Below are 18,755 nucleotides of genomic sequence, written 5' to 3'. Positions count from 1 at the left end.
CTATCGGACTCCGGCGGGGGTACGGGCGTCGGACAGGTCGGCGGGCGAGGCCAGATGGCCCAGCACCGCGGTGGCGGCGGCGACCTGGGGCGAGACCAGGTGGGTGCGGCCGCCCTTGCCCTGCCTGCCCTCGAAGTTGCGGTTCGAGGTGGAGGCGGAGCGCTCGCCGGGGGCCAGCTGGTCGGGGTTCATGCCGAGGCACATCGAGCAGCCCGCGTGCCGCCATTCGGCGCCGGCCTCGGTGAAGACCTTGTCCAGGCCCTCGGAGACGGCCTGGAGGGCGACCCGTACGGAGCCGGGGACGACCAGCATGCGTACGCCGTCGGCGACTTTGCGGCCGTCCAGGACCGAGGCCGCGTTGCGCAGGTCCTCGATGCGGCCGTTGGTGCACGAACCTACGAAGACGGTGTCGACGCTGATCTCGCGCAGCGGCTGTCCGGCGGTCAACCCCATGTACTCCAGGGCCTTTTCGGCGGCGTGGCGCTCCGAGGCGTCCTCGTACGAGGCCGGGTCGGGGACGCTGGCCGACAGGGGCGCGCCCTGGCCGGGGTTGGTGCCCCAGGTGACGAACGGGGCCAGTTCGGCGGCGTCGATGACGACCTCGGCGTCGAACACGGCGTCGTCGTCGGAGCGCAGGGTGTTCCAGTACGCGACGGCGGCGTCCCAGTCCTCGCCCTGCGGGGCGTGGTCGCGGCCCTTGAGGTAGTCGTACGTGGTGGCGTCGGGGGCGATCATGCCGGCGCGGGCGCCCGCCTCGATCGACATGTTGCAGATGGTCATCCGGGCCTCCATCGAGAGCTTCTCGATGGCGGAGCCGCGGTATTCGAGGATGTAGCCCTGGCCGCCGCCGGTGCCGATCCGGGCGATGATCGCCAGGATCAGGTCCTTCGCGGTGACCTCGTCGGGCAGTTCGCCCTCGACCGTGATGGCCATGGTCTTCGGGCGGGCCAGCGGCAGCGTCTGGGTGGCCAGGACGTGCTCGACCTGGCTGGTGCCGATGCCGAACGCCAGCGCCCCGAACGCGCCGTGCGTGGAGGTGTGGGAGTCGCCGCAGACCACGGTGGTGCCGGGCTGGGTCAGCCCCAGCTGCGGGCCGACCACGTGCACGACGCCCTGCTCGACGTCGCCCAGCGGGTGCAGCCGGACGCCGAACTCCGCGCAGTTCTTGCGCAGCGTCTCCAGCTGGGCGCGGGAGACGGGGTCCGCGATCGGCTTGTCGATGTCGAGGGTCGGGGTGTTGTGGTCCTCGGTGGCGATGGTGAGGTCGAGGCGCCGTACCGGGCGTCCGGCCTGCCGCAGTCCGTCGAAGGCCTGCGGGCTGGTCACCTCGTGCAGCAGGTGCAGATCGATGAAGAGAAGGTCGGGCTCGCCCGCAGCGCGCGATTGGGGGCTCCCCTGGTCGAGCGGAGCCGAGAGCTTGGGGATGACGTGGTCGTCCCAGACCTTCTCCGCGAGTGTCCTACCCATCGCTTTCCCTCCGGCCGGCGTCTTCGCCGGCCCAACTAGAGATCGGTGCGCCTCCGTCCGGACCCCCGTGCGGGGCGGTGGCTACGAGCCGTTGTGCGGCCGCTTCTACAGGTTCGCAACTTCCGCCGAAAATTGAACTTGCGTTTCACAGAGTGAGACGGGAGTATCGTCGTATGGACAACTCTAGCGGCGTCGGCGTTCTCGACAAGGCAGCTCTGGTATTGAGCGCCCTGGAGTCCGGTCCGGCCACCCTCGCCGGGCTGGTCGCGGCGACCGGGCTCGCACGGCCCACGGCCCATCGACTGGCCGTGGCACTGGAACACCACCGGATGGTGGCGAGGGACATGCAGGGCCGGTTCATTCTCGGCCCCCGGCTGTCGGAACTGGCAGCCGCGGCGGGCGAGGACCGCCTGCTAGCCACGGCCGGACCGGTGCTCACCCACCTGCGCGACATCACCGGCGAGAGCGCGCAGCTCTACCGCCGGCAGGGCGACATGCGTATCTGCGTGGCGGCGGCGGAACGGCTGTCCGGGCTCCGGGACACGGTGCCGGTCGGCTCCACGCTCACGATGAAGGCGGGCTCCTCCGCCCAGATCCTGATGGCCTGGGAGGAGCCGGAGCGCCTGCACCGGGGCCTCCAGGGCGCCCGCTTCACGGCGACGGCGCTCTCCGGCGTACGGCGGCGGGGCTGGGCCCAGTCGATCGGCGAGCGGGAGCCGGGCGTGGCCTCGGTCTCCGCTCCGGTGCGCGGCCCGTCGAACCGAGTGGTCGCCGCGGTCTCGATCTCCGGACCCATCGAGCGGCTGACCCGTCACCCGGGCCGGATGCACGCCCAGGCGGTCATCGACTCGGCGGCGCGGCTGACCGAGGCCCTGCGCCGCTCGGGCTGACGGCTCGCCCCAACCTCTTTGTCCCTCCGTTCCGGAAGGCCGCCCCAGCGCCGTGGCGGCCCTTTTTCTTCTCTGCCCCGCTCGAACTGCCGTGGGGCGTAGGGGTGTTGCCTGCGCAGAGGCAACGAAGAAGGCCCTTCACCGAGGTGAAGGGCCTTTCCGCACTGCTCTGTTGTACCCCCGACCGGATTCGAACCGGCGCTACTGCCGTGAGAGGGCAGCGTGCTAGGCCGCTACACAACGGGGGCGTGGTTACTGCTGACTTGCGCTGGGCTACCAGGACTCGAACCTAGAATGACGGTACCAGAAACCGTAGTGTTGCCAATTACACCATAGCCCATGGTGAGACAAGTACCCCCGACCGGATTCGAACCGGCGCTACTGCCGTGAGAGGGCAGCGTGCTAGGCCGCTACACAACGGGGGCCCTAGCGATCCTGCATCGAGAGCGATGGGTGCGACCCATGATGTTCTCGCGGGAAGGATCTGTACCCCCGACCGGATTCGAACCGGCGCTACTGCCGTGAGAGGGCAGCGTGCTAGGCCGCTACACAACGGGGGCTTGTCCTGCTGGATACTACTGGTCTTGCTGTACTGCGCTGGGCTACCAGGACTCGAACCTAGAATGACGGTACCAGAAACCGTAGTGTTGCCAATTACACCATAGCCCACTGAAATGCAACCCCTGGTGGGGGCTTCACTTCTTTTTGCGCTTCCCGGCCGGATCTTTCGGCCCGCTCGGGCGGCGCAGAAAGAACATTACCCGAAGGTGTCCGGCGCTCCAAAACGGGTATCGCCTGCCAGCAGCCCCGGCAGCTGGTCGAGCCCGGTGATCCGCACGAGATCGGAGCGTCCGCCCCTGCCCCGGCGGTCGAGCCAGATGCCGGTGAGTCCGGCGGCGACGGCGCCGCTCGCGTCGATGTCCGGTTCGTCGCCCACGTACGCCACTTCGTGCGGCTCCAGCGCGAGCGCCTCGCAGGCCGCGTGGAAGGCGCCGGCCTCCGGCTTGGAGATACCGAGCTCCACGGCGCAGACCATCGCCTCGAAGCGGTCCCGGACGCCGAGCGCGGTGAGTTTGCGGTGCTGGTGGCCGGTGCTGGAGTTGGAGAGGATCGCGTGCCGGTAGTCGGTCGCCAAGCGGTCCAGGGCCGGCAGTACGTCCGGGAAGAGCGTCCAGGCGGCCTCGTAGTGGGTGACGTGGCCGGCGAACCAGTCATCGGCCTCGGCGTCGTCAAGGGCCCGCGAGAGGAACTCCCGCACCCGGTCCCGGCGCTGCCCGAGGAAGTCCGTCTCCCCGGCGGCGACGCGCGCCCAGTGCCGGTCGGTGATCGCCTTCCAGTCGTCGAGTGCCTCCTCGACCGATGCGTACGCCTCGGGCAGTCCCACGCCCTCCAGGTGGAGCCGCATACCGGTGCGGTCGGCGCCCGCGTAGTCGAAGATCGTGTCGTCGATGTCCCAGAGCACGGCGCGGATCGGCATGGATCTCACGGTAGCCGTCGGCGGGCCGTGGCGGAGGGAAAAACGAGGAGGGCCGCAGCCGGTCGGCTGCGGCCCTCCTCGGAGGTGTCCGGTCCGCTTACGCGGCCAGCTTCGCCAGCGCGGCGTCCACGCGGGCCAGGCTCTTCTCGCGGCCCAGGATCTCCAGGGACTCGAAGAGCGGCAGGCCGACGGTACGGCCGGTGACGGCGACGCGGACGGGGGCCTGGGCCTTGCCGAGCTTGAGGCCGTGGGCCTCACCGGCGGTCAGGACGGCGTTCTTCAGCGACTCGGGGTCACTCCAGTCGGCCGCCTCCAGGTTGGCGCGGGCGGTGGTGAGCAGGGCCACCGGGTCGCCCTTCATGGCCTTGGTCCAGGAGGCCTCGTCCTCCACCGGCTCGTCGAGGAACAGGAAGTCGACGTTGTCGGTGATGTCGGAGAGCACCGTGACCCGGGTCTGGGCGTACGGGGCGATCCGGGTCCACTTCTCCGCGTCGAAGGCCTCGGGGGCCCAGGGCGCGAAGGGGGCCTTCAGCCAGGGGCCGCAGGCCTCGGTGAAGGTCTTCACGTCGAGCATGCGGATGTGCTCGGCGTTGATGTGCTCGGCCTTCTTGAGGTCGAAGCGGGCCGGGTTGGCGTTGACGTCCTCGATGTCGAACGCGGCGATCAGCTCGTCCACCGAGAAGATGTCGCGGTCCTCGGCGATCGACCAGCCGAGCAGCGAGAGGTAGTTCAGCAGGCCCTCGGGGAGGAAGCCGCGCTCCCGGTAGAGGTTGAGGGAGGCCTGCGGGTCGCGCTTGGAGAGCTTCTTGTTGCCCTCGCCCATGACGTACGGCAGGTGGCCGAAGGCGGGGGTGTCCTTGGCGATGCCCAGCTCGATGAGCGCCCGGTACAGGGCGATCTGGCGCGGGGTGGAGGAGAGCAGGTCCTCGCCGCGCAGGACGTGGGTGATCTCCATCAGGGCGTCGTCGACCGGGTTGACCAGGGTGTAGAGCGGGGCCCCGTTGGCGCGGACGATGCCGTAGTCCGGGACGTTCTCCGGCTGGACGGTGATGTCGCCGCGGACCAGGTCGGTGAAGGTGATGGCCTCGTCGGGCATCCGGAAACGGACGATCGAGGTGCGGCCCTCGGCCTCGTACGCCGCCTTCTGCTCGGCGGTGAGGTCGCGGCAGTGGCCGTCGTAGCCGGAGGGCTTGCCTGCGGCGCGGGCTGCGTCGCGGCGGGTGTCCAGCTCCTCGGTGGTGCAGTAGCAGGGGTAGGCGTACCCGGCGGCGAGGAGCTTCTCGGCGACGTCCTTGTACAGGTCCATCCGCTGCGACTGGCGGTAGGGGGCGTGCGGGCCGCCGATCTCGGGGCCCTCGTCCCAGTCCAGGCCGAGCCAGCGCATCGAGTCGAGCAGCTGCTCGTAGGACTCCTCGGAGTCGCGCGCCGCGTCGGTGTCCTCGATCCGGAAGACCAGGGTGCCCTGGTGGTGCCGGGCGAAGGCCCAGTTGAAGAGCGCCGTCCGGACCAGGCCCACGTGCGGGTTGCCGGTCGGGGAGGGACAGAAACGGACGCGTACGGGTGCGTTAGCCACGCTTGATCACCTTGTTGGTGAGAGTGCCGATGCCTTCGATGGTGACGGCGACCTCGTCGCCGACGTGCAGGGGTCCGACCCCTGCGGGGGTGCCCGTGAGGATGACGTCGCCCGGGAGGAGGGTCATGGCCTCCGTGATGTGGACGACCAGGTCCTCGATGGAGCGGACCATGTCGCTGGTGCGGCCGAGCTGCCGCTGCTCGCCGTTGACCGTCGCCTGGATGGTGAGGTCGTGGGGGTCCACGTCGGTCTCCACCCAGGGGCCCAGCGGGCAGGAGGTGTCGAAGCCCTTGGCACGGGCCCACTGCTTCTCGCGCTTCTGCACATCGCGGGCGGTGACGTCGTTGGCGCAGGTGTAGCCGAGGACGACGTCCTTGACACGCTCGCGGGGGACCTCGCGGCACATGCGGCCGATGACCACGGCCAGCTCGGCCTCGTGGTGCAGCTCTTCGGAGAAGGAGGGGTACTCGATCGCGTCGCCGGAGCCGATCACCGAGGTGGTGGGCTTGAAGAAGGTGATCGGCGCTTCGGGGACCTCGTGGCCGAGTTCGGCGGCGTGCTCCGCGTAGTTGCGGCCGATGGCCACGACCTTGTTGGGGAGCACGGGGGGCAGCAGCCGGACCTTGTTCAGCGGGACCTTGGTGCCCGAGAGCTCGAAGTCGGCGTACGGAATGCCCTTGATGATGTCGAGGACGAGGTCACCGGATTCCACGGTGCCCTGCCCCTCGACGGCGCCGAAGGCGACATTGCCGTCGATGGAGAACCTGGCGATGCGCACGGGATGCTGTCGCCCCTCACTTGCTGGCTGGCTGAAGACTGACGCTCCAGGCTAGCGCCTCGCCCGGCGCGGATCGCCCCAAAAGGAGCGTCGTCCAGTGCGTGCGATCGCAAGGCGGCCGAAGGCCCTTGTAGCGGAGCTACCAGGGCGTTTGGCCAACGCCGCGAGCGTGCGTGCTGGGCGGCGCGACGGGGCGATCCGGGCCGGGCGAGGCGCTGGCGCCGTGAGGGGGCACAGCCTCGCGCATTCCCCGGGGACCTACTGGGCGACCGCGACCGGGGCTTCCATGAGGATGGTGCGGCGCGGGTTGGCCGTGACGTTCGGCAGGTCGGCGGCGTGCTCCGGCAGGAACGGCGTCTGCAGCGCTTCGGCGTCCTTGAGGTGCGCCAGCGTGGTGCGCCGGGGGTTGGCAATGTTGCGGAACATCGTCGTCGTCTTCATCTGCCGTCAGGACCCTGTCGGTGAGGGCGTCGCTCGTTGCGGCGCCGGCTTGTCGGATTCGCCATCCCTGTAAAGCGTCAGGCTAAACATCCGATTCCCCGCCGGAGCCGGGATGAGGCGACGATCATCATGTGAGTTTGCTCACGAACTAATCGACAATTGACGCATTTCGGGCGGCGCATCGCGATCCGGGAAACGGACATTGCATCACTGAATCCACCATTCCGCCCCTGATCATCTCGACTGGGACACCCCCCACCCCTAGGTAAGTCCTCCGTAAAAGTCCGCTTTACCCACGATCACTCTCCACTGCTTGTTACTCGTTCATCACAACGTGTCACGCAGGTCACAGCCCGGTACATGGGCCTTGTTGGAGATCCTGCACTGTGCTGGAATTCCACGCACCGCCGCGGGTTTCAGGCCGGCGCGCAGGGGCGCAACGCAGCGCCGAGTGGCGGCGGGAGGGGGAGTACGCCGGTCACTCACACGACCACCATGGGGCGCGTCCAGCGCCCCACGACGCCGACACCGTTCTGTCCGCACACGCGGGCGGGACGCCTGGTCCAGAGGTTGCGACGCTAGTGCAGGGACGTTTCAAGAGGGATGGCAGCGCTCCGGCGGAACAGGAGCCGCGCGGCGGGACCGACCGCGGTTCCTCGCCCCAGCACGCCCAGAACCCCGGGCCGGCCGCTGCCGGCGACAACAGCGACCGTGCGCAGCGCCCGGGCTCCACGACGAGCGGTGCGGAGCCGGACACGGCCGCACAGCCGCGGGGCCCGGTCGACACGGGCTCGCGAATAGCGCTCCGTAACTGGCGCATCAGTACGCGACTGGTTTCGCTCCTCGCCCTCCCGGTGGTCGCCGCGACCAGCCTCGGCGGTCTGCGGATCCAGGAGTCGATGACCGACATGCAGCAGCTGGAGCACATGCAGCTGCTGACGAAGATGACCAAGCAGGCGACCTCGCTCGCCCAGGCTCTTCAGGTGGAGCGCGACCAGTCGGCCGGTCCGCTGTCGAACAAGTCCAAGCCCACCGACTACAAGGTCACCGGGCCCCGGGACAAGACCGACCGCGCCAAGGACGCCTTCCTCGACGAGACCGACACGATCGGTGACTCCGAGGGCGACGAGTCGCTGGAGAGCATCCACGCGAGCATCTCGTCGATCGCCTCCCAGCTCGGCACCATCCGTACGATCCGCAAGACGGCGTACGAGGAGGGCTCGCCGAGTCTCAACACGATCGACCAGTACAGCCAGCTGATCACCTCGCTGCTGAGCCTCTCGCAGGACATGGCGCAGGCGACCAGCAACCCGGACATGATCAAGCGGACCCGGGCCCTGGCGGCGTTCTCCTCCGCCAAGGAGTACGCCTCCGTCCAGCGCGCGATCATCGCCGCGGCGCTTCCCGGCGGTTCGGTCAAGGAACCGCACCTGAACCAGAACGACCGGCAGTTCGGCTCCAACGCGCTCGCCAAGGAGTCCCGCGCCCTCAGGTCGTTCAAGCAGATCTACGCGACGACCGGGCAGAGCGCCGAAGAGCTCATGGCGCCCCTGGACAACGGCAACCCGGAGATCAACGCCGGGAACATGTACGCCAAGCGGATCCTGGACACCACGAACGGGATCGAGGGCAAGCAGGTCCGGTCGTACCTGGACTGGTACGACCAGAGCACCATCAAGATCAAGGCCATGGAGACGATCGAGGCCACCCTCCTCAGCGACATGGAGGCCAAGGCCCGCGAGCTGCGCCAGGCCTCCCAGCGCGACGCGATCGTCAACGGTGCGGTCATCTTCATCGTGCTCGGCGTCTCGCTCGTCGGCGCCTTCGTGGTGGCCCGCTCCATGATCCGGTCCCTGCGCCGCCTCCAGGACACCGCCACCCGCGTCGCCCAGGACCGGCTGCCCGAGCTCGTCAAGCAGCTCTCCGAGACCGACCCGCAGGACGTCGACACCTCCGTCGAGTCGGTCGGCGTGCACTCCCGGGACGAGATCGGCCAGGTGGCCGCGGCCTTCGACGACGTGCACCGCGAGGCCGTCCGCCTCGCCGCCGAGCAGGCCCTCCTCCGGGGCAACGTCAACGCGATGTTCACCAACCTCTCGCGCCGCTCCCAGGGCCTCATCCAGCGCCAGCTCTCGCTCATCTCCGAGCTGGAGTCGCGCGAGGCCGACCCGGACCAGCTGTCCTCGCTCTTCAAGCTCGACCACCTCGCGACCCGTATGCGCCGGAACGGTGAGAACCTCCTCGTCCTCGCGGGCGAGGAGCCGGGCCGCCGGTGGACCCGCCCCGTCCCGCTGGTCGACGTGCTCCGCGCCGCCGCGTCCGAGGTGGAGCAGTACGAGCGCATCGAGCTGTCCGCGGTGCCCGCCACCGAGGTCGCCGGCCGCGTCGTCAACGACCTCGTGCACCTGCTCGCCGAGCTGCTGGAGAACGCCACGTCGTTCTCCTCGCCGCAGACGAAGGTCAAGGTCACCGGTCACGCGCTGCCCGACGGCCGCGTCCTGGTCGAGATCCACGACACCGGCATCGGCCTCTCCCCCGAGGACCTCGCGGCGATCAACGAGCGGCTCGCGCAGCCGCCGACGGTGGACGTCTCCGTCTCCCGCCGCATGGGTCTGTTCGTGGTCGGCCGGCTGTCGCTGCGTCACGGCATCCGGATCCAGCTGCGCCCCTCCGACTCCGGCGGTACGACCGCGCTGGTCATGCTGCCCGTCGACGTCGCGCACGGCGGCAAGCAGCCGCCGTCCAAGCAGGGCCCCGGTCAGCAGTCCGGCGCCCAGGGCGGTCTGCTCGCGGGCAACGGCAACGGCAACGGTGCGGGCAACGCCCAGCGCGCCGGTCTCGGCAGCGGTCCGGGCGGTGCGGGCGCCAAGAGCCTCGGCGGCGCTCAGCGCGGCCAGGTCGGCGCCGGCGCGGGTCCCCGGGCGGCGCTGCCGGCCCGGGACGGCTCGGCGGGCCGGCCGCAGGGCCCGCAGGGCGGCGGCCGACCGGACAACGGCGGCCCCGGCCAGGACTTCCCGGGCCAGGGCCCGGCTCCGCAGCGCCAGGGCGGCGGCCTCTCCGGAGCCTTCGGCAACAGCGCCCGGCTCGGCGCCCGCGGCGCCCAGGAAGGCCCGCAGGGCGATGCGCCCGGCCGCGGTGACGCCGCGCAGCCCAACCTGTTCGGGCACGGCGCTCCGGCGCCCTCCGGGCAGAACGGCCGCCCGGGCCAGTTCGCACCGCAGAACCAGCAGGCCCCGTCCGGCTGGCAGAACCAGCAGGGCCAGAACGGCCGCCAGGACCAGCCCGGCCAGGCGCAGCAGTCCCAGGGCCGCCAGGATCAGGGCGGTTTCCAGCAGCCCGGCGGCCCCGGCCGTCAGCTGCCGCCGCCCGGTGGGCCGCGTGCCGAGCTGCCCGGGGGCAACCCGCAGCCGCAGCGTCCCGCCACCACCAGCTGGGGCGCCGACGCGCCGCGCGGTCACGAGGAGCACGACGCGACCGGGCAGTTCGCCCGTCCGGCGGGCCCCGGCCAGGACCCGTCGTTCAACGCCCCGCCGAACCAGCGGCCCTCGGACGACCGCCAGGGTCCCGGCGCCACCTCCGAGTTCGCCCGGCCCGACTTCCCGGGCCAGGAGGCTCCGCAGGACCGCTCGTACCCGCAGCAGGCTCCGCAGGGCCAGGACCCGGCGAGCACCGCGCAGTTCGCCCGGCCGGACTTCGGTGTCCCGCACCAGCCCCAGCAGGGCCAGGGTCACCAGCTGCCCGCGTCGCGTGGCAACGACTTCGGCGCACCGCGTCCGTCCGCCTCCCCGGCGGGCGAGGCGCCGTACCGTCCGGCGCTCCCCCAGCAGCCGCAGCAGCCGGAGGCCCTGCCGCCGGCCGGGCCCGGGGACGGCCGTACGCCGCTGTACGACACGCTGGAGACGAACTGGTTCCACGGTCCGGGCCAGGGCGGTCAGCAGCCGGCCGCCGAACCGCAGGCGCCGGCCGCTCCGGAGTCCACCGGTGTGCCGGTTCCGCCGCTGCCGCAGCGCGGTGCGGACGAGGCCCCGGTCACCAGTTCGTGGCGGGCCTCGCCCAACGACGAACTCGTACGCCAGGCCGAACGGGTCAAGAAGCCCGCCGCCGGCGGGGTCACCACTTCCGGGCTGCCTCGCCGTGTTCCCCGCGCCAATTTGGTTCCGGGGACCGCACAGCAGCAGAATCACCAGTCCGGACCTCAGGTTTCGCGCGCGCCCGATGACGTGCGCGGTCGTCTGACCAATCTCCGCCGGGGCATCCAGCAGGGTCGGCAGGCCAACAACAACGGCTCGCAGACCGGCAGTTTCCATCTCGGCCCCACTCACCAGCAGGAGCGTTAGTTGAGCCCCATGAGTCAGGCCGCGCAGAATCTGAACTGGCTGATCACCAACTTCGTGGACAACACCCCAGGGGTGTCCCACACGGTGGTGGTCTCCGCGGATGGCCTGCTGCTGGCGATGTCCGAAGGATTTCCGCGCGACCGCGCCGACCAGCTCGCCGCTGTCGCGTCGGGTCTCACCTCGCTGACCGCGGGTGCGTCCCGGATCTTCGAGGGCGGCGCCGTCAGTCAGACGGTTGTGGAGATGGAGCGGGGATTCCTCTTCCTCATGTCCATCTCCGACGGCTCGTCGCTGGCCGTTCTGGCCCACCCGGACGCCGACATCGGTCTGGTCGGGTACGAAATGGCCCTCCTGGTCGACCGTGCCGGCACCGTCCTCACGCCCGATCTCCGCGCCGAGCTCCAAGGCAGTCTGCTCCACTAGACGGCCATCCAGCGGATTCACGACACGATCCCCCCAGGTAATGCCCACAACCCTCACCCGACAGGCCGCTTTAGTCCCCTCACCGGCCCCTTGCAGACGGCAAGCCGAGAACCTGCTGTCACGCCCGGAGGATTCATGACCCCGCCACCCGCCTCACCCGATCCGTACGGCGCACTGCACCACGCGTCGTACGACGGGGAAGGCGACCAGCCGCTGGTTCGCCCCTACGCCATGACCGGCGGCCGGACCCGGCCGCGCTATCAGCTCGCGATAGAGGCACTGGTCAGCACGACGGCAGACCCCGCGCTTCTGGGGACCCTGCTCCCCGAGCACCAGCGGATCTGCCACCTCTGCCGTGAGGTCAAGTCGGTGGCGGAGGTGTCGGCACTGCTGTCGATGCCGCTCGGCGTCGCGCGGATCCTGGTGGCGGACCTGGCGGAAGCCGGCATGGTGGCCATCCACCAGCCGGGCAACGGAGAGGCCGGCGGCGCGCCGGATGTGACACTGCTCGAAAGGGTGCTCAGTGGACTTCGCAAGCTCTAGCGGCGGTACGGGCCGCGCCACCACCTCGGCGAAGATCGTGGTGGCGGGCGGCTTCGGCGTGGGCAAGACCACGTTCGTCGGGGCCGTGTCGGAGATCAACCCGCTGCGCACCGAGGCCGTCATGACGTCGGCGTCCGCGGGCATCGACGATCTGACCCACACCGGGGACAAGACGACGACGACCGTCGCCATGGACTTCGGCCGCATCACGCTCGACCAGGACCTGATCCTGTACCTGTTCGGTACGCCCGGGCAGGACCGGTTCTGGTTCATGTGGGACGACCTGGTCCGCGGCGCCATCGGCGCCGTCGTCCTCGTCGACACCCGCCGTCTCGCCGACTGCTTCCCCGCCGTCGACTACTTCGAGAACAGCGGCCTCCCCTTCGTCATCGCCCTCAACGGCTTCGACGGACACCAGCCCTACACCCCCGACGAGGTCCGCGAAGCGCTCCAGATCGGGCCCGACGCACCCATCATCACCACGGACGCCCGGCACCGCGCGGACGCCAAGAGCGGCCTGATCACGCTGGTCGAGCACGCCCTGATGGCACGCCTGAAGTAGCACTCCCACCAGGCACAAGTCGATATCGGTATACGGAAGTTGCAGTAGTCACGCGGGGGCGGCCTGTGTCGTTTGACACGATCCGCCCCCGCGTTCATAACGTTTCGACAGAGAATTGACTCCGCACCGCCACCCGATGCATCCATTCGGTGCCACTGCGCTCACATGAGCCCCGCCTTTTGACGGGGCTCGCTCTTTATGTCCGATTTATCTGAGGTCTGGGCCACTCGGAATCGGTGATTCCGAGTGTTTGGAACGGGACCGGTCCCCGTGCTGCAATGCGACGAACTCCCCAGTAGTACGGCCCTGAACGAAATAATCCGGCACAACGTAGGTGCCGACGCCGAGAGGTTGTTGGTCGAGTGAGGCGAAGCAACGAGGGCTCCGCGGCGCAGCCCGAGCGGGGCAACTTCACCCCGCCGCCGCGCGCTGCGGCGTCCCCTGCGGATGTGTCCGGCACGGAGTCCGCGGCTGCGGGCAACGCCAGTCGGCTGTCCCCGCGCAACTGGCGGGTGGCCACCCGGCTGAACGCGATCCTCCTGATCCCGGTGCTGGTCGGCCTGGTCATGGGCGGCTTCCAGGTGAAGGGCTCCATCGACACGTGGGGCGAGGCCCAGGAGGCCGAGAAGATCGCCGTCGTCGTGCGCGCCGCGTCCGACTACGGGCAGGCGCTGCTGAACGAGCGGGACCTCACCGCCCAGCCGCTGCTCTCGGGCGACCGTGACGCCGATGTGGTCGAGCAGACCCGGGCCACCACGGACGAGGCCGCGCGGAAGTTCGACGCCGCTGTGAAGGACATGCCGTCCAAGCCCGGTCTGGAGCGCCGCCTGAAGCTCTTCAAGGGCGAGGAGCCCAAGCTTCCCGAGCTGCGCAAGGCCGCCTATTCGCAGGCCCTGGACCCGGTGAAGACCGAAGAGGGTTACGTACAGGTCCAGCACTCGCTGATGGAGTTCTCCAACGAGCTCGGCCTCGGTACCGGCAACATCACCAGCTACGGCCGTACGGTCTACGCGATCGAGCTGTCCAAGGCTGCAGAATCGCTTCAGCGCTCCATCGGCATGCACCTCCTGGTGCGCCCGAGCAAGAAGCCCGCCACCTACGACGCCCAGGTCAAGGCCTTCGGCTCGTACAACTACCTGGAGCAGATCGCTCTCGGCGAGTTCAACTCCGGTGGTACCGAGGCCGACGTCGACCGCCTCAAGCAGGTCATGGCCGGCAAGGCCGCGGAGGGCTCCAGGCAGCTGAAGGCCGCCAAGGAGCAGGCCGAGGCCGCGGGCAAGCCCTTCGTGGCGCCGCCGAGCATCGACGGCTCGGTCTTCGACGGCATGGCCCAGGAGATCGGCAAGGGCCAGGACCCCGCGGAGCTGGCGAAGAAGGGCATCACGCCCGAGACCTGGATGGCCGCGGCGACCGCGAAGTTCGAGGGGTACGCCACCGTCGAGGACGAGCTGGTCAGCAAGGCGGTGAACGAGGCCGCGAACATCTCCTCCGACGCCAAGACCGACGCCATCGTCAACGGCCTCATCGTCGTCATCGCGCTGCTTGCCGCGTTCATCCTGGCCGGGCTCATGGCCCGCCAGATGAGCCGCTCGATGCGCCAGCTGCGCACTGCCGCCTTCGGCATCGCCGAGCAGCGTCTGCCCTCCCTCGTCGACCAGCTCTCGCGCACCGACCCGGGCCGGGTCGACACCCGGGTGCAGCCGATCCCGATCACCACGCAGGACGAGATCGGCGAGGTCGCCCGCGCCTTCGACCAGGTCCACCGCGAGGCCGTCCGGCTCGCCGCCGAGCAGGCCATGCTGCGGGGCAACGTCAACGCGATCTTCACGAACCTCTCGCGCCGCAACCAGTCGCTCATCGAGGGCCAGCTGACCCTCATCACCGACCTGGAGAACAACGAGGCCGACCCGGACCAGCTGGAGAGCCTCTTCAAGCTGGACCACCTGGCGACCCGTATGCGCCGCAACGGCGAGAACCTCCTCGTCCTCGCGGGCGAGGAGCCCGGCCGCCGCTGGGACCAGCCGGTGCCGCTGGTGGACGTCCTGCGGGCCGCCTCCTCCGAGGTGGAGTCCTACGAGCGCATCGAGCTCTCCGGCGTCCCCGAGGCCGAGATCCACGGGCGGGCCGTGACCGACCTCGTGCACCTGCTCGCCGAGCTGCTGGAGAACGCCACCACGTTCTCCTCGCCGCAGACCAAGGTCAAGGTCACCGCGACCCGGCTGCCCGACGGCCGTGTCATGGTCGAGATCCACGACAAGGGCATCGGCCTCACCGCCGAGGACTTCGCCGACATCAACCACAAGCTGGCCAACCCGCCGACCGTGGACGCCGCGGTGTCCCAGCGCATGGGCCTGTTCGTGGTCGGCCGGCTGGCCGACCGGCACGGGATCCGGGTGCAGCTGCGCCCCTCGGGCGAGCAGGCCGGGACCACCTCGCTGGTCATGCTGCCGGACGTCATCACCCACGGTGGCGGTGGCGATCCGCAGGGCGGCCAGGACGACTTCACCGTCTCCTCGATCATCCCCGAGCAGCAGTCGGCCTTCGATCCGGCTCCGCACCAGGCCCCGATGCGCACGGCGGCGGAGCTGGGCTTCGACGACTCGCGCTACGAGACCCAGGCGGACCCGAGTCAGCTGGACCCCGTCAACCGTTCGCTGATGCGCGAGGAGCGCAGGGCGGCCCTGGAGGCCCAGACGGGCGCCGGCGGCCCCTTCGCGGACAACGCCCGGGAACAGCAGGGCTACGCGCCGGAGTCGTTCGCGGGCGACCCGTACGGCGACCAGCAGCAGTCTCAGCAGCAGGGCTACGCCGACGAGTCGTACGGCCAGGACCAGTACGGGCAGCAGCAGTACCAGGGCTCGTACGAGCAGCAGCAGTACGGCGCCGGGGACGGCTACCCGCAGCAGGACCAGCAGGCTCAGCAGCAGCCGCAGGACGGCTACGCGGAATCGGCATATGCCGTCCCGGACGGCCGGCAGGGGCAGTACGCCGATGCGTACCCGGCCCCGGCGGACCCGTCCCACCAGGATGACTGGCCTGTTCAGAACGGTTTCCAGAACAGTTATGAGCCGATCGCCCAGGCCGAACCGGAATCTGTTCCGAGCACGCCCGCGGAGCCTTCGGAGCGCGTAGGCTTCGACCGTCCGGGACCCACCCCGAACGTCGGCCACGAGCTGACCGAAGCCGGTCTGCCGCGCCGCGGCGGTCAGCAGCACTGGCAGCCCGGCCCCGGCGGCCGCGGCAACGACCAGCCCGCTCCGGCCCAGCGGCCCCGCCCGCAGCAGGAACAGCGGCAGGACCCGCAGACGGACGGGGACGGCTCCGACGACTGGCGCTCGACGAACGACGAGCGCTGGGAGCGGGCCGAGAAGCTCCGTGAGCCGAAGGCGGGCGGAATCACCCCCTCCGGTCTCCCCCGGCGCGTACCCAAGGCCAACCTGGTCGAGGGCACGGCGGAGCAGACCCAGCAGGGCGGCCCACAGGTCTCCCGCGCCCCCGAGGACGTCCGCGGCAGGTTGAGCAACCTGCGGCGGGGGATCCAGCGGGGACGCAGCGCGGGGTCGGACACCAGTACCACCTACAACCAGGAGCGTTAGTGTGAGCCCGATGAGCCAGGCGGCGCAGAATCTCAACTGGTTGATCACCAATTTCGTGGACAACACCCCCGGGGTGTCGCACACGGTGGTGGTCTCCGCCGACGGACTCCTGCTGGCGATGTCCGAAGGTTTCCCGCGCGACCGCGCCGACCAGCTGGCGGCTGTCGCCTCCGGTCTGACGTCGCTGACCGCGGGCGCCTCGCGGATCTTCGAGGGCGGCGCCGTGAATCAGACCGTTGTGGAGATGGAGCGGGGATTCCTCTTCATCATGTCCATCTCCGACGGATCTTCGCTCGCCGTTCTGGCCCACCCGGACGCCGATATCGGTCTGGTTGGGTACGAAATGGCCCTTCTGGTGGACCGCGCGGGCAGTGTCCTGACTCCGGACCTCCGCGCCGAACTTCAGGGAAGTCTTCTTAACTAGTAGACAGACAGTGCGTTTCTCGCCACCGCACCATAAAGTGCGGTGGCGCGGCCCCACTGGGATCGGCGACCGGCAGTCGGAGGAGGAAACGTGGCAACACCCACAGGCGGGCACCCATACAACGGTGACCAGAGGGTTCCGGGTGAGCACGGTGACAACCGTTTCGGCTTCCCTGCCGCATCCGGTGGTCAGGGACCCGGGCAGTATCAGCCATATCAGCAGCAGGAGCACCAGCAGCAGGGTGCGCCCGGCGGCCCGGGGTCCGAGTGGCCCCAGCAGCAGCCGGGTGCGGGATGGCCGCAGCAACCGCAGCAGCGGCACGACACGTCCCAGCAGCCGCGCATTCAGCCGGTGCAGCAGCGGCGGGCTCCCGAGCCCGCCAAGCCCGCCGCGCACAACCCGCTGGTCCGTCCGTACGCCATGACCGGCGGCCGGACCCGACCGCGGTACCAGCTCGCCATCGAGGCACTGGTCAGCACGACGGCCGATCCGGCCCGGCTGCAAGGGCAGTTGCCCGAGCACCAGCGGATCTGCCGGCTCTGCATCGAGATCAAGTCGGTCGCCGAGGTCTCGGCCCTTCTCTCGATCCCCCTCGGCGTTGCCCGGATCCTCGTCGCCGACCTGGCCGAGGCCGGACTCGTCGCTATCCATCAGCCCGGCGGCGACGAGGCCGCCGGCGGCCAGCCAGATGTGACACTGCTCGAAAGGGTGCTCAGTGGACTTCGCAAGCTCTAGCGGCGGAGCGGCCCGCTCCACTACCTCGGCGAAGATCGTGGTGGCAGGGGGCTTCGGCGTGGGTAAGACCACGTTTGTCGGTGCCGTCTCGGAGATCAACCCGCTGCGCACCGAAGCCGTGATGACGTCCGCCTCGGCGGGCATCGACGATCTGACCCACACCGGGGACAAGACCACCACGACGGTGGCCATGGACTTCGGACGTATCACCCTGGACCAGGACCTGATCCTGTACCTGTTCGGTACGCCCGGGCAGGACCGGTTCTGGTTCATGTGGGACGACCTGGTCCGCGGCGCCATCGGCGCCGTCGTCCTCGTCGACACCCGCCGTCTCGCCGACTGCTTCCCCGCCGTCGACTACTTCGAGAACAGCGGCCTCCCCTTCGTCATCGCCCTCAACGGCTTCGACGGACACCAGCCCTACACCCCCGACGAGGTCCGCGAGGCGCTCCAGATCGGGCCGGACACCCCGATCCTGACGACGGACGCCCGCCACCGCGCGGACGCCAAGAGCGCGCTCATCACGCTGGTCGAGCACGCCCTGATGGCGCGCCTGCGCTAGGACACCCGCCGGTCCGGTACGCGAAAGGGCCCCGCACTCCTGAGGAGTGCGGGGCCCTTCTCGTAACGACTGAGTGGTCAGCCCTGCCAGCTGTGCGGGGCGCGGAAGCCCGGCGTGCGCTCCAGGCGGCGCCAGCCGGCGGTGTCACGGCCCCGGTGGGCGGGGGCGGCCGGCCGGGCGGCGGCACGGGCCATCAGGACGGCGGTGATGGCCGCCAGCTCCTCGGGGGCCGCGTGGCCCTTCTCGACGCGCAGGACGGACTCGGCGGGGTTGAGGCTCATGGTGGGTGTCTCCGTCTTCTCGGCAGCTGTCGTGGACCGTGCGGCGGATCGCGCCGCTGCGGGGCGACTACTGCGGGGGGTTGCCGTGCTTGCGGGACGGCAGGTCGGCGTGCTTGTTGCGGAGCATGGCGAGCGAGGCGATGAGCACCTCGCGGGTCTCGGCGGGGTCGATCACGTCGTCGACCAGACCGCGCTCGGCCGCGTAGTAGGGGTGCATCAGCTCGGCCTTGTACTCCTTGACCATGCGGGCGCGCATGGCCTCGGGGTCCTCGGCGTCCGCGATCTGGCGGCGGAAGATCACGTTGGCCGCGCCCTCGGCACCCATCACCGCGATCTCGTTGGTGGGCCAGGCGTAGGTGAGGTCGGCCCCGATGGACTGGGAGTCCATGACGATGTACGCGCCTCCGTAGGCCTTCCGCAGGATCAGCGAGATCCGCGGCACGGTGGCGTTGCAGTAGGCGTACAGGAGCTTGGCGCCGTGGCGGATGATCCCACCGTGCTCCTGGTCGACGCCCGGCAGGAAGCCGGGAACGTCCAGAAGGGTGATGATCGGGATGTTGAAGGCGTCGCACATCTGGACGAAGCGCGCGGCCTTCTCGGACGCCTCGATGTCCAGGACCCCGGCCAGCGACTGCGGCTGGTTGGCGACGATACCGACGACCTGGC

At 70.0% G+C, this 18,755-nt stretch carries 16 protein-coding genes and 5 tRNA genes; 9 read left to right on the top strand and 12 right to left on the bottom strand.

From position 1 onward, the window contains the following. Positions 1 to 1,467: a 3-isopropylmalate dehydratase large subunit gene (leuC, locus tag IE140_RS31500; RefSeq protein ID WP_150196557.1), complete on the bottom strand. Its 1,467-nt coding sequence runs from the start codon at positions 1,465 to 1,467 to the stop codon at positions 1 to 3. 173 nt (positions 1,468 to 1,640) lie between these two features. Between leuC and ndgR the strand changes: the two genes are divergently transcribed. Next, positions 1,641 to 2,357: an IclR family transcriptional regulator NdgR gene (ndgR, locus tag IE140_RS31495; RefSeq protein ID WP_006127859.1), complete on the top strand. Its 717-nt coding sequence runs from the start codon at positions 1,641 to 1,643 to the stop codon at positions 2,355 to 2,357. Positions 2,358 to 2,532: 175 nt separating this feature from the next. Here the strand turns inward: ndgR and IE140_RS31490 are convergent. From IE140_RS31490 to IE140_RS31450, 9 genes are all read right to left on the bottom strand, one after another. Further along, positions 2,533 to 2,605, bottom strand: a tRNA-Glu gene (locus IE140_RS31490). A gap of 20 nt (positions 2,606 to 2,625) precedes the next feature. Beyond that, positions 2,626 to 2,697 (bottom strand) — tRNA-Gln (locus IE140_RS31485). A gap of 12 nt (positions 2,698 to 2,709) precedes the next feature. Next, positions 2,710 to 2,782 (bottom strand) — tRNA-Glu (locus IE140_RS31480). Between the two features lie 62 nt (positions 2,783 to 2,844). Beyond that, positions 2,845 to 2,917: transfer RNA gene (locus tag IE140_RS31475), tRNA-Glu, on the bottom strand. Between the two features lie 37 nt (positions 2,918 to 2,954). Then, positions 2,955 to 3,026 (bottom strand) — tRNA-Gln (locus tag IE140_RS31470). A gap of 88 nt (positions 3,027 to 3,114) precedes the next feature. Continuing rightward, the gene (locus IE140_RS31465) at positions 3,115 to 3,834 is read right to left on the bottom strand and encodes an HAD family hydrolase (RefSeq protein WP_032770155.1); all 720 of its coding nucleotides are present in this window, start codon (positions 3,832 to 3,834) and stop codon (positions 3,115 to 3,117) included. Between the two features lie 97 nt (positions 3,835 to 3,931). Beyond that, positions 3,932 to 5,407 carry a glutamate--tRNA ligase gene (gene gltX, locus IE140_RS31460; RefSeq protein ID WP_050505766.1) on the bottom strand — a complete coding sequence of 492 codons (1,476 nt, stop codon included), beginning with the start codon at positions 5,405 to 5,407 and terminating at the stop codon, positions 3,932 to 3,934. Further along, on the bottom strand, positions 5,400 to 6,185 hold the full coding sequence (locus tag IE140_RS31455) for a fumarylacetoacetate hydrolase family protein (RefSeq protein WP_150196556.1): 786 nt from the start codon (positions 6,183 to 6,185) through the stop codon (positions 5,400 to 5,402). The genes gltX and IE140_RS31455 overlap by 8 nt, the downstream gene beginning before the upstream one ends. A 258-nt stretch (positions 6,186 to 6,443) precedes the next feature. Further along, positions 6,444 to 6,626: a hypothetical protein gene (locus IE140_RS31450; RefSeq protein ID WP_010072272.1), complete on the bottom strand. Its 183-nt coding sequence runs from the start codon at positions 6,624 to 6,626 to the stop codon at positions 6,444 to 6,446. A 581-nt stretch (positions 6,627 to 7,207) separates the two neighbouring features. Here IE140_RS31450 and IE140_RS31445 point away from each other — a divergent pair. From IE140_RS31445 to IE140_RS31410, 8 genes are all read left to right on the top strand, one after another. Beyond that, positions 7,208 to 10,963: a sensor histidine kinase gene (locus tag IE140_RS31445; protein WP_150196555.1), complete on the top strand. Its 3,756-nt coding sequence runs from the start codon at positions 7,208 to 7,210 to the stop codon at positions 10,961 to 10,963. Positions 10,964 to 10,972: 9 nt separating this feature from the next. Further along, complete coding sequence (locus IE140_RS31440) at positions 10,973 to 11,386, top strand: roadblock/LC7 domain-containing protein (protein ID WP_006127850.1); 414 nt, start codon at positions 10,973 to 10,975, stop codon at positions 11,384 to 11,386. Between the two features lie 135 nt (positions 11,387 to 11,521). After that, positions 11,522 to 11,929, top strand: a complete 408-nt coding sequence (locus IE140_RS31435) for a DUF742 domain-containing protein (protein WP_032770160.1) — start codon at positions 11,522 to 11,524, stop codon at positions 11,927 to 11,929. Continuing rightward, the gene (locus IE140_RS31430) at positions 11,910 to 12,491 is read left to right on the top strand and encodes a GTP-binding protein (protein WP_003966011.1); all 582 of its coding nucleotides are present in this window, start codon (positions 11,910 to 11,912) and stop codon (positions 12,489 to 12,491) included. Before IE140_RS31435 ends, IE140_RS31430 begins: the two co-directional genes overlap by 20 nt. 362 nt (positions 12,492 to 12,853) lie before the next feature. Next, positions 12,854 to 16,087 (top strand): sensor histidine kinase, encoded by a 3,234-nt coding sequence (locus IE140_RS31425; protein ID WP_150198352.1) that lies wholly within the window; start codon positions 12,854 to 12,856, stop codon positions 16,085 to 16,087. Between the two features lie 10 nt (positions 16,088 to 16,097). Next, a complete protein-coding gene (locus tag IE140_RS31420; protein WP_006127847.1) occupies positions 16,098 to 16,511 on the top strand; it encodes a roadblock/LC7 domain-containing protein in 414 nt (137 codons plus the stop codon). A gap of 90 nt (positions 16,512 to 16,601) precedes the next feature. Further along, the gene (locus IE140_RS31415) at positions 16,602 to 17,246 is read left to right on the top strand and encodes a DUF742 domain-containing protein (RefSeq protein ID WP_093444657.1); all 645 of its coding nucleotides are present in this window, start codon (positions 16,602 to 16,604) and stop codon (positions 17,244 to 17,246) included. Then, positions 17,227 to 17,808, top strand: coding sequence for a GTP-binding protein (locus IE140_RS31410; protein WP_014048542.1), 582 nt, complete (start codon positions 17,227 to 17,229; stop codon positions 17,806 to 17,808). Before IE140_RS31415 ends, IE140_RS31410 begins: the two co-directional genes overlap by 20 nt. Before the next feature lie 77 nt (positions 17,809 to 17,885). Here the strand turns inward: IE140_RS31410 and IE140_RS31405 are convergent, their stop codons facing one another. Continuing rightward, the gene (locus tag IE140_RS31405; protein ID WP_150196554.1) at positions 17,886 to 18,089 is read right to left on the bottom strand and encodes an acyl-CoA carboxylase subunit epsilon; all 204 of its coding nucleotides are present in this window, start codon (positions 18,087 to 18,089) and stop codon (positions 17,886 to 17,888) included. 67 nt (positions 18,090 to 18,156) lie between these two features. Next, a partial coding sequence (locus IE140_RS31400; RefSeq protein WP_280118034.1) for a carboxyl transferase domain-containing protein occupies positions 18,157 to 18,755 on the bottom strand: 599 nt, incomplete at its 5' end.

The organism is Streptomyces parvus, from assembly GCF_014648875.1.
GTDB classification, from domain to species: domain Bacteria; phylum Actinomycetota; class Actinomycetes; order Streptomycetales; family Streptomycetaceae; genus Streptomyces; species Streptomyces parvus.
This window is presented reverse-complemented; position numbering and strand designations above follow the sequence as displayed.